The 14,572-nt window shown below is 60.5% G+C and carries 16 protein-coding genes; 10 read left to right on the top strand and 6 right to left on the bottom strand.

All coding sequences use genetic code 11. From position 1 onward, the window contains the following. Window positions 1-50 precede the first annotated feature (50 nt). The 4 genes from ACYZT5_RS17430 to ACYZT5_RS17415 all read left to right on the top strand — a co-directional run bounded on the left by ACYZT5_RS17430 (window position 51) and on the right by ACYZT5_RS17415 (window position 2,655). Window positions 51-476 carry a YybH family protein gene (locus ACYZT5_RS17430; RefSeq protein WP_462052152.1) on the top strand — a complete coding sequence of 142 codons (426 nt, stop codon included), beginning with the start codon at window positions 51-53 and terminating at the stop codon, window positions 474-476. A gap of 80 nt (window positions 477-556) precedes the next feature. Further along, entirely contained in the window at window positions 557-901 is a 345-nt protein-coding gene (locus ACYZT5_RS17425; protein ID WP_462052151.1) for a YciI family protein, read from the top strand. Between the two features lie 27 nt (window positions 902-928). Next, a complete protein-coding gene (locus ACYZT5_RS17420) occupies window positions 929-1,420 on the top strand; it encodes an SRPBCC family protein (protein ID WP_462052150.1) in 492 nt (163 codons plus the stop codon). Next, entirely contained in the window at window positions 1,420-2,655 is a 1,236-nt protein-coding gene (locus tag ACYZT5_RS17415; RefSeq protein WP_462052149.1) for an RNA polymerase sigma factor, read from the top strand. Before ACYZT5_RS17420 ends, ACYZT5_RS17415 begins: the two co-directional genes overlap by 1 nt. Before the next feature lie 140 nt (window positions 2,656-2,795). Here the strand turns inward: ACYZT5_RS17415 and ACYZT5_RS17410 are convergent, their stop codons facing one another. Then, on the bottom strand, window positions 2,796-3,650 hold the full coding sequence (locus ACYZT5_RS17410) for a LysR family transcriptional regulator (protein WP_462052148.1): 855 nt from the start codon (window positions 3,648-3,650) through the stop codon (window positions 2,796-2,798). 90 nt (window positions 3,651-3,740) lie between these two features. Between ACYZT5_RS17410 and ACYZT5_RS17405 the strand changes: the two genes are divergently transcribed. Continuing rightward, window positions 3,741-4,187, top strand: coding sequence for a multidrug/biocide efflux PACE transporter (locus ACYZT5_RS17405; RefSeq protein ID WP_462052147.1), 447 nt, complete (start codon window positions 3,741-3,743; stop codon window positions 4,185-4,187). On the opposite strand, the gene ACYZT5_RS17400 is transcribed toward ACYZT5_RS17405, so the two are convergent. Beyond that, window positions 4,165-5,076 (bottom strand): LysR family transcriptional regulator, encoded by a 912-nt coding sequence (locus ACYZT5_RS17400; RefSeq protein WP_462052146.1) that lies wholly within the window; start codon window positions 5,074-5,076, stop codon window positions 4,165-4,167. The genes ACYZT5_RS17405 and ACYZT5_RS17400 overlap by 23 nt on opposite strands. 113 nt (window positions 5,077-5,189) lie before the next feature. Here ACYZT5_RS17400 and ACYZT5_RS17395 point away from each other — a divergent pair, with 113 nt between their 5' ends. Together ACYZT5_RS17395 and ACYZT5_RS17390 are read left to right on the top strand one after the other, a co-directional pair. Continuing rightward, window positions 5,190-5,546 carry an NmrA family NAD(P)-binding protein gene (locus ACYZT5_RS17395; RefSeq protein WP_462052145.1) on the top strand — a complete coding sequence of 119 codons (357 nt, stop codon included), beginning with the start codon at window positions 5,190-5,192 and terminating at the stop codon, window positions 5,544-5,546. Continuing rightward, a complete protein-coding gene (locus ACYZT5_RS17390; RefSeq protein WP_462052144.1) occupies window positions 5,498-6,193 on the top strand; it encodes a Rossmann-fold NAD(P)-binding domain-containing protein in 696 nt (231 codons plus the stop codon). Before ACYZT5_RS17395 ends, ACYZT5_RS17390 begins: the two co-directional genes overlap by 49 nt. On the opposite strand, the gene ACYZT5_RS17385 is transcribed toward ACYZT5_RS17390, so the two are convergent. After that, a complete protein-coding gene (locus ACYZT5_RS17385; protein WP_462052143.1) occupies window positions 6,091-6,849 on the bottom strand; it encodes an SDR family NAD(P)-dependent oxidoreductase in 759 nt (252 codons plus the stop codon). The genes ACYZT5_RS17390 and ACYZT5_RS17385 overlap by 103 nt on opposite strands. A 121-nt stretch (window positions 6,850-6,970) precedes the next feature. Between ACYZT5_RS17385 and ACYZT5_RS17380 the strand changes: the two genes are divergently transcribed. Then, entirely contained in the window at window positions 6,971-7,867 is an 897-nt protein-coding gene (locus tag ACYZT5_RS17380) for a LysR family transcriptional regulator (protein ID WP_462052142.1), read from the top strand. Window positions 7,868-7,971: 104 nt separating this feature from the next. On the opposite strand, the gene ACYZT5_RS17375 is transcribed toward ACYZT5_RS17380, so the two are convergent. Next, a complete protein-coding gene (locus tag ACYZT5_RS17375; RefSeq protein ID WP_462052141.1) occupies window positions 7,972-9,585 on the bottom strand; it encodes an inorganic phosphate transporter in 1,614 nt (537 codons plus the stop codon). A 249-nt stretch (window positions 9,586-9,834) separates the two neighbouring features. Further along, complete coding sequence (locus ACYZT5_RS17370) at window positions 9,835-10,857, bottom strand: transporter (RefSeq protein ID WP_462052140.1); 1,023 nt, start codon at window positions 10,855-10,857, stop codon at window positions 9,835-9,837. A 271-nt stretch (window positions 10,858-11,128) separates the two neighbouring features. On the opposite strand from ACYZT5_RS17370, the gene ACYZT5_RS17365 reads away from it, so the two are divergent. Beyond that, window positions 11,129-12,754 (top strand): methyl-accepting chemotaxis protein, encoded by a 1,626-nt coding sequence (locus tag ACYZT5_RS17365; RefSeq protein ID WP_462052139.1) that lies wholly within the window; start codon window positions 11,129-11,131, stop codon window positions 12,752-12,754. 112 nt (window positions 12,755-12,866) lie between these two features. Further along, the gene (locus tag ACYZT5_RS17360) at window positions 12,867-13,304 is read left to right on the top strand and encodes a hypothetical protein (RefSeq protein ID WP_462052138.1); all 438 of its coding nucleotides are present in this window, start codon (window positions 12,867-12,869) and stop codon (window positions 13,302-13,304) included. Here the strand turns inward: ACYZT5_RS17360 and ACYZT5_RS17355 are convergent. Beyond that, a complete protein-coding gene (locus ACYZT5_RS17355; RefSeq protein WP_462052266.1) occupies window positions 13,301-14,479 on the bottom strand; it encodes a GAF domain-containing sensor histidine kinase in 1,179 nt (392 codons plus the stop codon). The genes ACYZT5_RS17360 and ACYZT5_RS17355 overlap by 4 nt on opposite strands. Window positions 14,480-14,572 lie beyond the last annotated feature (93 nt).

The raw sequence follows: 14,572 nt of genomic DNA, 5'->3' as shown, positions 1-14,572 counted from the left end.
TCGCCAGACGACTAAGGGTGTCTTCACCACAAAAACCACGGAGAACCATCATGAATGCCACCACTGAAATCCAGACCCTGATCGACACCTATCGTCAGGCGGTCATCGCCAAGGATGTCGAGAAACTCATGCCCCTGTATGCCGACGACATCGTCTCCTACGACGCGGTTAAGGCCCTGCAATTTCGGGGCAAGGCGGCCTACCGCGCGCATTGGCAGGAGTGCATGGAAATGTGCCAGGGCGCGCACAAGTTTGACTTCGACCATATGAACATCGTGGCGGACGAGCACATTGCCTTCGCCCATTGGCTGGCCCATTGCGGCGGCACTAACGAGAAGGGCGAAACCCAGGCCTGCTGGATGCGCGTGACCGCCTGCTATCGGCGCGACGATGGGCAATGGCGCATCGTCCACGAACACTGGTCGGCCCCGTTCGACATGATGAGCGGCACGACGCTGTTCAACCTGGAACCCTGAGCGTAGGGCTGCTTCGTCGGGAATGTCGCGAAAGCCTCAATCTGCAGCCATAGTTCATCAGTTCGATTCAGGAGAACCCCATGAAGTATTTATGCCTGGTCTACAGCAACGAGCACGCGTTGCACTCGCTGCCCGAAAGCCCGAAGGACGCTGAATGCATGGCCTATGCCGAGTCGATCCAGGGCAGCGGCCGAATGGTCGCCGCCGAGGCGCTGGAGTCGGTGCAGACCGCGACCACCGTGCGTATGCGCAACGGCAAAATGTCGATCACCGACGGCCCGTTCGCCGAAACCAAGGAGCAGTTGGCCGGTTTCTACCTGATCGATGCCAAAGACCTCAATGAAGCCATCCAGGTCGCCGGCAACATCCCGGCGGCCCGGGTTGGCTGTGTCGAGGTGCGTCCCGTTCGCCAGTTGAATCCCTGAATAACATTCACAAAACAGGAGATTTTAATGAGTCCGCAACCCTATAAAAAACAGCCTGCCGAGTTCGAGTTGTCCATCAGCCGTCTGATCGACGCGCCACGACAAAGAATCTTCCGTGCCTGGACCGAGCCGGCCTTGCTCGTCCAGTGGTGGGGCCCCCACGGCATGACCACCCCCGAGTGCGAAATGGACCTGTGGGTCGGCGGCCAGTTTCGCACCCTGATGCACGCACCGGATGGCACCGAGTACCCGACCAACGGCGTGTTTCTGGAAATCGTTGCCCCTGAACGGCTGGTCTTCACTGACGCTTTCATCCCCGGCTGGATACCTTCGGGCAAGCCGTTCATGTCTGCCGAAGTGACACTCGAAGACCGCGACGGCAAAACCCTCTACACCGCTCGCGCCATGCACTGGAGCTTCGAGGATCGCCAGGCCCACGAGGCCATGGGTTTCCACGACGGTTGGGGACAAAGCCTCGACCGACTGGTGACGTTGGTGACCGAAGGCATGCCCGACTGATGTCTGGCGAGTCGGTACGGGCGCAGGTCGAGCAGGTATACCGCGAAGACTCGCGGCGGATTCTGGCGACCCTGATCCGTTTGCTCGGCGATTTCGACCTCGCCGAAGAAGCCTTGCACGAGGCGTTTTTCGTTGCGGTCGAGCGCTGGCAGCGTAATGGGGTGCCGGACAATCCGCGTACCTGGCTCGTGTCCACGGGGCGCTTCAAAGCCATCGATGTGTTGCGTCGGCGCGCACGCTTCATCGCGTCGCAACCGATGTTGATCGCTCAACTGGAGGCGCTGGAGCAGGCTGACTGGAGTGACGAAGACGTGGAAGACGATCGCCTGCGCCTGATCTTCACCTGTTGCCACCCGGCACTTGCGGCGGACGCGCAGGTACCGTTGACGCTGAGGGAAGTCTGCGACCTGACCACAGAGGAAATCGCCCGGGCCTTTCTGTCGGCGCCAGCGACCATTGCCCAGCGCATAGTTCGCGCCAAGGCCAAAATCCGTGACGCGAAAATTCCTTATCAGGTGCCGACCCTGGCGGAGTTGCCCGAGCGCCTGGACAGCGTGCTGCGGGTGATTTACCTGGTGTTTAACGAAGGCTATTCCGCGTCAGTCGGCGCCGAACTGACCCGTGAGGATTTGACCCGCGAAGCGATTCGGCTCGGTCGTTTGTTGATGGAGCTGTTGCCCGAATCCGAGGTGATGGGGCTGCTGGCACTGATGCTGCTGCATGAGTCCCGACGCCCGGCACGGACGTCAGCGAGCGGGGAGTTGATCGTGCTGGATGAACAGGATCGTACGGTGTGGGACGCCGAGATGATTGCTGAAGGTTGCGCACTGGTGGAACGGGCGCTGACGACCCGGCGTTTCGGGCCGTATTGCTTGCAAGCGGCGATTGCGGCGGTGCATGCCGAAGCGTCCACGGCGGCGCAAACGGACTGGCTGGAGATTGTGGGTCTGTATGACGTGTTGTTGCGGGCGGTGCCTTCGCCGGTGATTGAATTGAACCGTGCGGCGGCGATTTCCAAGCGGGATGGGCCGTTGGCGGGGCTGACGTTGGTTGAAGGGATTCTGGCTCGGGGTGAGTTGCTGGATTACCACTTGGCGCACTCGGCGCGGGCGGAGTTTTGTCGGCAGTTAGGAAGGGTTGAGGAGGCTCGGGGGGCGTATGAGCGAGCGCTTGAGTTGACGCAGCAAATGCCGGAGCGGCGATTTATCGAGGCCCGGTTGCGGGAGCTGAAGTGATGATCGTTCCCACGCTCTGCGTGGGAATGCATCCTGTGACGCTCTGCGTCACGCTCGCGAAGGGACGCGGAGCGTCCCGGGCGGCATTCCCACGCAGAGCGTGGGAACGATCATATGCGGCGATAAGGGCCGAAGGACCTTCATTCCAACATTTTGCCGAGCAACCAACTCCCCGCCGGCCCCGGCGGATGCAGCCGCGACCACAGCGCATCGACGAACACCGGTTTCGGCCAGCCGCGCACGTCCAGTTCCTCTAGCGTCCCTGCACCAAACCGCTCCACCAGCCACCGGGGCAACGGCGCCCAGCCGAATCCGCCCTGGGCCATTTCCAGCAGCATCAGATAACTCGGCGCCGACCAGACGCGTCCCTTCGCACGGCTTTCATACGGATTGACGATCGTCGCCAGACGCAGTTCCCGATGTTGTTGCAACACGTCCTGATCAATGTGGCTCAGCGCCGCCAACGGATGCTCACGAGACACGAACAGGGCAGTCTCCGTCCTTTCCTCCACGGTCGAACTGACCAGGTCCGGCGGGTAACTGTCTTGTTTTTCGGCGAAGGCGACATGCGCTCGACCACGTTGCACCAGCGCCATCAGGTCATCGCATTCGGCGATCAGGCATTCAAGCTCCAGGTCCGGATAACGCTGCTCGAAGGCACTGAGCGCCGCTTCGAATCGGTCGGACTGATAGGTGTCGGAAATCGCCACGGTCAGTTTTGGCTCGACCCCTTGGGACAGTTGGCTGGCGGTCATTTCCAGTCGGCTGGTGGCGGCCAGAATTTCCTCGGCCCGTCGCAGCATTACGTGCCCGGCCGGGGTCAGGCTCGGCTTGCGACTGCTGCGGTCGAAGAGGGTCAGGTTCAGATCGATTTCAAGGCTCGCCACCGCAGCGCTGATGGTCGACTGACTGCGACCCAGTTTGCGTGCCGCGGCAGAAAACGAACCTTGAGTCGCCGCTTGCACAAACGCCTGCAACACTTCTTGAGACGCCATGAACTATCGCCTTGATCGATGGTTATTGGTTATGAAGTATCGGCGTTAGGCTGGATCATGGCAACCACAGTCACTCAGGAGACGCTGGTCATGAACGTCAACAAATCCATCACTGAACGAATTTTCCAGGCCATCGGTTTCGAAGTGCTGGCCATCTTGATCTGTACACCGTTGCTGGCATGGATCATGGACAAACCGATGCTTGAGATGGGCGTCGTCACGCTTGTCATCGCCGCCCTTGCCCTGGCGTGGAACGTGGTCTTCAACGGCCTGTTCGACCGCGTGCTCAAACGCTTCGCCATCGTGCACAACGCCTGGGTGCGTGTTGCCCATGCGCTGCTGTTTGAAGGCGGTCTGGTTGCAGTCGGTGTGCCACTGATCGCCTGGTGGCTGAACATCAGCCTGTGGCAAGCGTTCCTGCTGGACATCGGGGTGTTGCTGTTTTTCCTGCCGTACACCTACGTTTATCACTGGGTCTATGACGTGGTGCGCCAACGGATGGTCATGAGCCGGGTCACGCCGTACAGAGCTCACTGACAAACGCCAAAAATGCCCGAACCTTGGCCGCCGGCAAGTGCCGTGAAGGGTACAAGGCAAACAGGGGAAAACGCTCGTCGGGCCAGTCGGGAAACAACTCCACCAAGCGACCCTCCTTCAAGGCCGGTGCTATCCCCAGGTCCAGCACCTGGGCGATGGCCTGGCCGCTTTCGCAGACGCTGTGCAGCGTCCCGACATCATTGACCAGCAACCGGCAATGCGGCTGCACATGGAGCACCGGGCGCCCCGGTCGATGAAATTCCCAGCCGAACGGCCGGGCGGTTTGCGGGTCACGAAACTGCATGCACACATGTCGCATGTCTTCCATGTCCAGCGGCGTCAGGGGGCGTCCATGTTTTTTCAGATACGCCGGTGAGGCGACGGTCAGCACTCGCACCTCCAACAACTGGCGCGCCACTAGCGATGAGGACGCCGGGTGGCCGAAACGCACCGCCAGATCAAAGCCGTCCGCGACCATGTCGCCCAACTGATCGCGGGTTTGCAGTTCAAGGTACAACTCGGGATAACGCTCCATGAATTGCCCAAGTGCCGGGCCCAGAATCAGCCGCGAAAAGTACGGGTCCATGTTGACCCGCAACCGTCCTCTTACCTGAGTCGCGCTGCTTGATGCCGAGTCGGCCGCTTCTTCGAGACTGGCCAGCAGGGGTGCAATTTCACCATGGAAGCGCCGGCCTTCATCAGTGAGTGTGACGGAGCGCGTGGTGCGGTCGAACAGGCGAATGCCCAGGCGTTTTTCCAGCCGGGCGATGGCTCGGCTCACGCCCGAGGGTGTCAGCTCCAGCGCTTCGGCAGCCCGAATAAAGCTGCCGCCATCGACCACCGCGCTGAACACGCCCATGCCGCTGGCGAGACTGGCATCAAAGCTCATTAATGACTCCGGATCACTTGTGCAATGACATTCATGCTATCGGAGAATGTCTGCCCTTCGCTGAAAATTCTCCCCATCGCGACAGTCGTCGCCTTCGGGCAGGAGAACAGTTCATGTACGCAGTCATGGGAATTACCGGGCAGGTGGGCGGTGAAGTCGCCCGTACGTTGTTGGCCGCAGGCAGCACGGTTCGCGCCGTGGTCCGTAGCGCAGACAAAGGCGCGGTGTGGGCGCAACGCGGCTGTGAGTTGGCGATTGCCGATGTCGATGATCGTGAAGCCATGGAGCGTGCGTTCATCGGGGTAGAGAGTGTATTTGTGATGATGCCGTCGAACTTCGACCCGTCACCGGGATTCCCCGAAACCCGGCAGGTCGTGGAGAACATCCGCCAGGCGCTTGAAGCTGCGCGCCCGGCAAGGTGGTGTGCCTGTCGACCATCGGCGCCCAAGCCACCCAGCCGAACTTGTTGAATCAGCTGCGATTGTTGGAGCAGGCGTTAACGTCGCTGGCGTCGCCCGTCACCTTCCTGCGCCCGGCCTGGTTCATGGAAAACGCTCTGTGGGATGTCGAACACGCGATGGGGTCAGGAATGATTCCGAGCTTTCTGCAACCACTCGATAAACCGGTGCCGATGATCGCCACCGCCGACGTCGGCCGGGTGGCTGCCGAGTTGTTGCAGGTGTCATGGCAGGGCAAACGCATCGTCGAACTGGAAGGCCCGCAACGCATTACACCGCTGCAACTGGGCGCTGGTTTCAGCGAACTGCTGGGCAAACCGGTGCGGATGCAAAGCGTGCCGCGTGAGACCTGGCAGGCGTTGTTCGAGAGTCAGGGCATGCGCAATCCACTGCCGCGAATACAGATGATCGATGGGTTCAACGAAGGCTGGATCGAGTTTGAAGGCGTACCGCGCAAGGGAAGGGTGGAGCTGTTAACCGTGCTGGAACGTCTGCTTTCGCGCCACCAAAAAAGTGAACGGGCTGATGATCAGCCCGTTTCTTTATTAGCGGCTATTTACAAAAACATCCCACCTGAAGCCTCGACGCGCTGCCCGTTGATCCACTGGCTACCTGGCGCCAGCAGCAGCGCAATGGCGGCTCCGATGTCGTCCGGCTGACCCACGCGACCCAGCGCGGTGTTGCCGGCAACGTAGCTGTTCACGTCGCTGTTATCACGCACCGTGCCGCCGCCGAAATCGGTTTCGATCGCGCCAGGTGCGAGGGTGTTCACGCAAATGCCGCGCGCACCGAGTTCCTTGGCCTGATAACGCGTCAGCACTTCCATCGCGCCTTTCATCGCCGCGTAAGCGCCGTAGCCCGGCAAGCTGAAGCGGGTCAGGCCACTGGAAACGTTGAGGATTCGGCCACCGTCAGCCATCAGTGGCAGCAGGTTCTGGGTGAGGAAGAACGGCCCCTTCAGATGGATGTTCATCAGCAAATCGAACTGGGCGACGGTGGTGTCAACGAAGTTCGCGGTCAGGCCGATGCCGGCGTTGTTGATCAAAAAGTCAAAGTGCTCGCGATCAAAACGGCTGCGCAATACATCGGCGACCTGCGTGGCGAAATCTGCGAAGCCTTCACTCTGGCCAACGTCGAGTTGCAGCATGGCGGCGCGACCGCCGAGGCTTTCGATTTGTGCGACCAGCGCGTGTGCCTCATCGGCCTTGCTGTTGTAGGTACCGATGACATCGATGCCTTGGGCTGCCAAGTGCAGGGCTGCGTTTTTGCCAAGGCCGCGGCTGGCGCCAGTGATCAGTGCGATTTTACGGTTCATGGGACTTCCTCAAGAGCAGTGAGTGATGGTGTGGAGGAAGTTTATTTATCCGCCCTGAAGTGATAAACAGGCTTAAATCGGAATCACTGGTCGGTTAATCCGAACAATAGAAGGTCGGCCCATGAACAAACTGGAACTGCTGCGCACCTTCGTTCGTGTCAGCGAGATGTCGAGCTTTACCCTCGCCGGTGAAAGCCTGGGTTTGCCAAGGTCCACCGTGTCCGAGCACGTCCAGGCCCTCGAACTGCTGGTAGGCGCGCGTTTGCTGCAACGCACCACGCGCAAGGTTCAGGCGACTCAGGACGGCCTGGTGTTGTACGAGCGCAGCAAGGATTTGCTGTCGCACATGGACGAGATCGAAGGGCTGTTTCGCCAGGACGAGGCGTCGCTCGTTGGACGGATTCGCATCGACATGCCGAACATTCTGGCCCGTCGGGTGGTGATGCCGCGTCTGCCCGAGTTCATGGCACAGCACCCCAATCTCGAGCTGGAAATCAGCAGCACCGACCGCCGGGTCGATTTGCTCAGCGAAGGATTTGATTGCGTGGTGCGAGTCGGCGCGCAACCGGATCAATCGGTGGTCGCGCGCCACCTCTGCGATTTTACGATGGTCAACTGCGCCAGCCCCGCGTATCTGCGTCGTTATGGCGTGCCTGAACGGCTCGAAGACCTGACGCAGCATCGGCTGGTCCATTACGTCGGCGTACTGGGTTCACGGTCGGAGGGCTTTGTGTACGAGCAAGAGGGCACGTTACAGCGAGTGCCGATGGCGGGCAGCGTCACGGTCAACAGCACCGATTGTTACGAGTCGGCGTGTCTGGGCGGTTTTGGTTTGATCCAGGCGCCGCTGACGGGCATGCAGCCCCACCTGCTCAGTGGCGAGCTGGTGGCGGTGCTGCCGCAATTCAATGCACCCTCCATGGAGGTCTCGCTGCTCTATGCCCGGCAACGGCATTTGCCGTTGCGGGTGAGAGCATTTATGGATTGGTTGGGGCAGGTGATCCAATCCAACGCATGACCTGTAGGAGCAAGGCTTGCCCGCGATGGCCGCACCACGGTCTAACCGAATGACTGCGTTATCGTTCTTCGCGGGCAAGCCTTGCTCCTACAGGTCTCGTGTGGTCAGAACAGTTTGGTGAACAACCAATACAAACTGCCCGACAACAGAATCGCCGCCGGCAAGGTCAATACCCAGGCCATCAGCAGATTGCGGATGGTCTTCATCTGCAAGCCGCCGCCGTTGGCGACCATGGTCCCGGCCACCCCCGAAGACAACACGTGCGTGGTCGACACCGGCAGGCCGAACATGTCGGCGGCGCCGATGGTCAGCATGGCGACGGTTTCCGCCGAGGCGCCTTGCGCATAAGTCAGGTGGGTCTTGCCGATCTTCTCGCCGACGGTCACCACGATGCGTTTCCAACCGACCATGGTGCCAAGCCCTAGGGCGATGGCCACTGCGATTTTCACCCACAGCGGAATGAACCGCGTGGCGTTGTCGATCTGTTGCTTGAACAGTTGCAGCTTGCCGGTGGTATCGGCGTCAAAGTTGCCGACCTTGTTCTTGTCCATCAGGCGAATGGTTTCGCTGGTCAGGTACATGTCGTTTCGCACGTTGCCCATGGCCTCGGCCGGGACTTTCGAGAGCGAACCGTAGCCCTTGACCTGTGCACCAATGCTGCCAGTGAGGGCGGCGAGGGCCGGGACCAGTTGCGGCGTGGCTTCCTTGCTGCGCACGTAATCGGACAGCACCGGACGCGGGTCGGCCGGCGCTGGCAGCGGGGCACTTTTGACCAGCGCTTGCTGGGTGACTTCGGCCACGGCGGCAAACTGCAGCGCCTGGTCTGCCGGCATGGTGCGGTTCAGCGCATACGCCATTGGCAGCGTGCCCACCAGAATCAGCATGATCAGGCCCATGCCTTTCTGGCCGTCGTTGGAACCGTGGGCGAAGGACACGCCGGTGCAGGTCAGGATCAACATGCCGCGAATCCACCACGGTGGCGGGGTGTTGCCCTTCGGTGCTTTATACAGCGCACGATTCTTGACGAAAGCCCGCAAGGCCAGCAGCAACAGCGCGGCAAAGCCGAAACCGATCAGCGGCGACAAGAGCAGCGCGTAACCGATTTTAGTCGCCTGAGCCCAGTCCACACCGCTGGTGCCGTCGCGACCGTGCATCAAGGCATTGGCCACGCCGACACCGATGATCGAGCCGATCAGGGTGTGCGACGAAGACGCTGGCAAGCCCAGCCACCAGGTGCCGAGGTTCCACAGTATCGCGGCGATCAACAGGGCGAAGATCATCGCGAAACCGGCGGAGGAACCGACTTGCAGAATCAGCTCCACCGGCAGCAGGGCGATGATGCCGAACGCCACCGCGCCGCTTGACAGCAGCACCCCGAGGAAGTTGAAGAAGCCGGACCAGGCCACCGCGAAATTCGGCGGCAAGGAGTTGGTGTAAATCACCGTGGCCACGGCGTTGGCGGTGTCGTGGAAACCGTTGACGAACTCAAAGCCGAGGGCGATCAGCAGCGCCACGCCCAACAGCAGAAACGGCGTCCAGGTGGTCACCACGGTGCCGAGTTCGTTCATGTCGTGCATCAGGCTGTAGGCGGTGAACAACAGCCCGATGGCCAGCACAGCGAAGAAAATCACGATGGTCAGCAGGCCGGGTTTTTTGTCGAGTTCCGGTTTGGCGCTACTGGCGGGCGCCTGGGCGGCGGTGAAGGAAGGAGTAGCCATGACGGACAATCCTGAGGAGGGAAGGAGTGTCGCCCATGATCGTTGCTGAATGTTACAGCGAGGCTGCGTTAAGTCAGGGTGTTGGGTTTTTGCTAATGCCGTCCCTCAGAACTCACCACCCTGATCGTTCCCACGCTCTGCGTGGGAATGCCGCCCCGGACGCTCTGCGTCCAGTGTTGACGCAGAGCGTCAATGGATGCATTACCACGCAGAGCGTGGGAACGATCGGCGGCGATCGGCGGGAATGGCTCAATAATCCTGGCGCTTACGGAATGCCCAACGCCCGGCGATCACGGTAAACGTCGCGACCAATGCCACTAGAATCCAGAACCCTTCCGGGTCGCCGGAAAGCGGCACCCCACCGACGTTCATGCCAAAAAAACCGGCGATGATGTTGATCGGCAGCGCCAGCACCGTCACCACGGTCAGGGTGAACAGTGTGCGGTTGCTCTGTTCGTTGAGGTTGGCGGCGATTTCTTCCTGCAACAGTTTGATCCGCTCGCCCAAAGCCGTGAGGTCGTTGATGATCAGCGCGAACTCCTCGGTGGACTTGCGCAGTTCCTTGACGTCTTCCTTTTGCAACCACTGCGGTGGGCGATTGAGCAGGCGCAGCAACGAGCCCGGTTCCAACGCCAACAAGCGTTGCAGGCGCACCAGCACTCGACGATTGGCACCCAGCTCAGCCCGGTTGGTCGACAGCCGCGAGGACAGCAACTCATCTTCGATCTGATCGACGCTGAGGCTGGTCTTGCGCACGATCTGGGTCAGCACTTCACCCTGATCGCGCAGCAAATGCACCAGCAATTCCAGCGGCGAGCGAAAGCACTCACCGGCCTTCACCGACGAGCGCAGCTTGTCGACCGAGTGCAGCGGTTGCAACCGAGCGCTGATGATCAGCCGACTGCGGGCGCAAACCCACAGCGTCGAGACATCCGAGGAGACCATGTTGCTGAGGTTGAACACCACATCGTTGACCACCGCCAGCAACGCCGAATCCACATGCTCGATGCGCGTCGAACGTGAACCCTCATGCAGCGCTTCGAAAAACTCGTCCGGCAATTCCAGATGGCTCTTCATCCAGCGCTCGCAGGCAGCATGAGCGAGGTTCAGGTGCAGCCAGAGAAATTCATCGCTGTCGTCCGGTTGTTGCAGGCATTGCAGCGCCTTGGCCGAATCGATCTCCCGGCCGCGCTCACCGGGGCGAAAACTGAAACCGTACAGCAGACCGAACAGGTCCGGGTCGCGATGGCTTTGGTCGATGCTGTGGTTCATGAGGTCTCGCAAGGGGAGGCGCCTGTCGCAGGTTTCACAGGTTCACTTGAGCCGCATCATCGCAAGGGTTTTTGACGGTTTTGTGACAGGTGCAGGTCGGTGGCCAAGTGCCTTCTACCGGTGGTCGGAACCGTTCAAGAAAGGCTCTGGCACGCCGATGATGCTGATGTTGAATTTCGCGATGCGGTCTTGGGCCAGCGTCGCTGACAGGGATGTCCGGACACCTTGCACGCCTGCCGGGCGTGCCTTATCCCTGTCATGAGATCACTCGATGTTTTTGCAAAAATCCCTGAGAGCGCAAATCCTCGCCCTATTGAGCGGCAGCCTGTTGGCCATGTTGCTGATCGCCTTGGCCTGCTTTCACTTTCTGTCCAGCGGTGTTCAGAACTACGCGAATCTCATCGAAGGCCCGTTGCACACCTCGCAATTGATCGATGAAGCCAACCTGCAATTCAAGGTTCAGGTTCAGGAGTGGAAAAACGTTCTGCTACGCGGCAAGCAGCCTGCGGACCTGGACAAATACTGGAAGCAATTCGAGGAGCGTCAGCGCGATGTGCAGGGCATCCTCGGTGAACTGGCCGGGCAGAAGGGCATTGAGCCGCAACTCAAGACGCGCATCGAACGCCTGCGGGACGAACATCGCCTGTTGGGTACGGCTTATCAGAAGGGGCGTGACGCCTACGTGGCGGCAGGTGCCGACCCAACGGCCGGCGACACGGCGGTCAAAGGTGTGGACCGCGCGGCCAGCGATCAGATGAGCGAGTTGGTCAGCGAATTGCGCAAGCAGGGTGCTGAGCAATCGAAGCTGATCAGTGCCAACGCCGATCGCACCGTGTTGCTGGGGATCATTGTGATGCTCGCCTCGGGTCTGCTGATCGGCTTGTTGAGCCTGTGGTTGGTCAACCGCAACCTGGTGGAACCGATTCGCAAACTGATCGAGTACGTGGCGCAACTCAGCCAGGGCAAGTTTGCCGAACGCGTGGCCAGCAGCCGTCAGGATGAGTTGGGCAAGTTGGCGGTAGCGGCCAACACCCTGCGCGATTTCCTCGCCGAAACCTTCAGCCGTTTGCAGCGCAGTGCCAAGGATCTGGACAGCGCCAGCGGTGAACTGAATTCCATCGCCAGCCTCATGGCCAGCGGCACCAACGAGCAGTTCAACCGCACCGATCAGGTGGCCACGGCGATGAACGAAATGTCCGCCACCGCGCAGGAAGTCGCGCGTCACGCAGCCGATGCCGCGCGTGCCGCCGACGATGCCGACCAGTCCGCCCAGCAGGGCGAAAAGGTCATGCAGGGCACCATTCACACCATCACCCAAATGCGCGGCGAAATCGCTAACACCGCCACGGTCATCCGTCGTCTGGAAACCGACAGCGGGCGCATCGGCAAGGTACTGGAAGTGATTCGCGGCATCGCCGAGCAGACCAATCTGCTGGCGCTTAACGCCGCCATCGAAGCGGCCCGTGCCGGTGAAGCAGGGCGCGGTTTCGCCGTGGTGGCCGATGAAGTCCGCAGCCTGGCCCAGCGCACGGCGGCGTCGATCATCGAAATCAACCAGATCATCCAAACCGTGCAAACCGGTGCGGTGGACGCAGCTCAGGCGATTGAAAGCGGTCAGTCGCGCAGTGAGGAAAGTGTCGAGCAAGTGACCCAGGCCGGCGCCATGCTGGAGCGGATCACCCATGCCGTGGAAGCCATCCGCGACATGAACCGCCAGATCGCCACCGCCGCCGAAGAGCAGACCTCGGTGGCCGAAGATATCTCGCGCAACCTCACCGAGATCACCAGCATCGCCAGTACCAACCTGGACAACGTGCAGCGCACCGAAGCGGCCAGCCACAACCTGCATGGGTTGTCGGGGCAGTTGAATGAAGTGACGGCGCGTTTAAGCGCGTAACGGGAATGGCTGTGTACCGGTTTGCTTACCGAGTCGGTACACAGTCGATCTCAAGTCAGTCGTGTCGATGTCGATGACCACGGTAATCCCATAAACCCAATGGAAAACCGCCATGGTCAGCATCACTTCCGTTTCGATCACCCAGACGGCCTCGACTGTTTCGAACAAGACTGCCGTCAGCGACAGCACCGAAGACACGTCAGTCACGGCAACCGCTGAGGCGTCCAGCGACACCACCCAGGTATCCGCCGGCGGCGCCCCCGCGGCGAGCGGCAGCAGTTCCAGCAGCAGCGAAGAATCCGATACGGTGAAAGAGCTGCGCAAGCAGATCGCCGAGCTGCAAAAGCAATTGCAGGAACAACAGCAGCAACTGCAAGCGGCCCAAGCCAAGCAGGAAAGCAGCGATGCAAAAGCGGCGGACGTCGCGGCGGCACAGTCGCAGATGGCGGCCACTTCGGCTTCGTTGCAGACCGCGACGGCGGCGTTGTTGCAGGCGTTGCAGGATGAGGGTGGCAGTACCTCCGGTTCCTTGGTCAGTACGACTGCTTAAGTCGGTGCTGGAAGGCTGAAGGTAAACGTCGTGCCCTGTTGCTCGGTCGAGACCACGTCCAGTTTTCCGCCATGGGACTGCGCAATCTGACTGGCAATGTACAACCCCAACCCGAGGCCGGCCTGCGGTGTACCACTGGCCGGTCGCGAATAGGGCCGGAACAGATGAGGCAGCGCATCCTCGGCAATCTGCCCCTGATTTTTCACACTCAGCACGAACTGACCTTCCTTGATCTGCGCGCTGATATCGATAGAACCGTCGGGATCTCCGTGGGCAACCGCGTTCGCCACCAGATTGGACAGTAACTGCGCGACCCGCTCGCGATCGCAATGAACACTGTGCAGGTCGCCGAGGGACGACTTGATGGTGCGGTCGGGATGGACGCTCTGGACCTCTGAAATCACATGCCGCACTGCATCCTCAAGATCCGGGCACGGTTCAATGTTGACAGGAATGCCACGTCCCAAAGAGCCGCGAGCGAAATCCAGTACGTCGTCGACCAGTCTGCTTGCTCGTTGGGCGCTGGTGAGGATATGCCGCACCCGTTGCTTATTCGCCGGGTCAGGGAGTTTACGCAAGAGCATTTCAGCGCCGGCGCTGATGGCGAACAAGGGGTTGCGCAGGTCATGTCCGAGCACGGCGATGAACTGTTCGCGCAGTTCGGCGGTTTCGCGTTCCTGCCTCAGCGCAGCTTCAGTTTTTTGCAGGTTTTCTTCGGCCTCGATCTGCAGCGCCAGCATGCGGGCGAAGGATTCCATGGTGCTCTGGATCGTGCTGGATTTGAGTGGCGCAGGGTTGGGGTCGAGGGCGCAGATGGTGCCGAAAAAGCGTCCGTCGGTGCGGAAAATCGGCACGGAGATGTAGCTTTCGAACTGATAGAGCCGAGGTGTGTGGTGATCGCGGTAGAGCGGGTCTTCACTGGCCTTGTCGATCACCACCGATTGATGCGCCTGGCGAATTTCATGGCACAGGGTCGTGACAAGATCCAGCTCACCTCCGACCTGCAAACCGAAATTCAGCTGGTCGAGCACTGCACACGCCGTCCACGAATCTTCGGTAACGCGAGCCACCGCGGCAAAGCGCAGGCCGGTCAACTCACGGATCACCTGAAGAATTGCCGGCACCGCGCTGATCCGACCGATCGTGGTGATGTCTGCAGCCGCTGCTTGCCCCATTTCAATCAATCTCTGCATGAACACTATGGTGGGATTCTAGCGGGCTGGCGCTGCGTTGGCGCGACTTGATTGTCTGAATCGGACATGCAAAAA

Source organism: Pseudomonas sp. LB3P14 (assembly GCF_054898045.1).
Note: the sequence above shows the minus strand (reverse complement) of the source record. Positions and strands in the feature narration are given on the sequence as shown.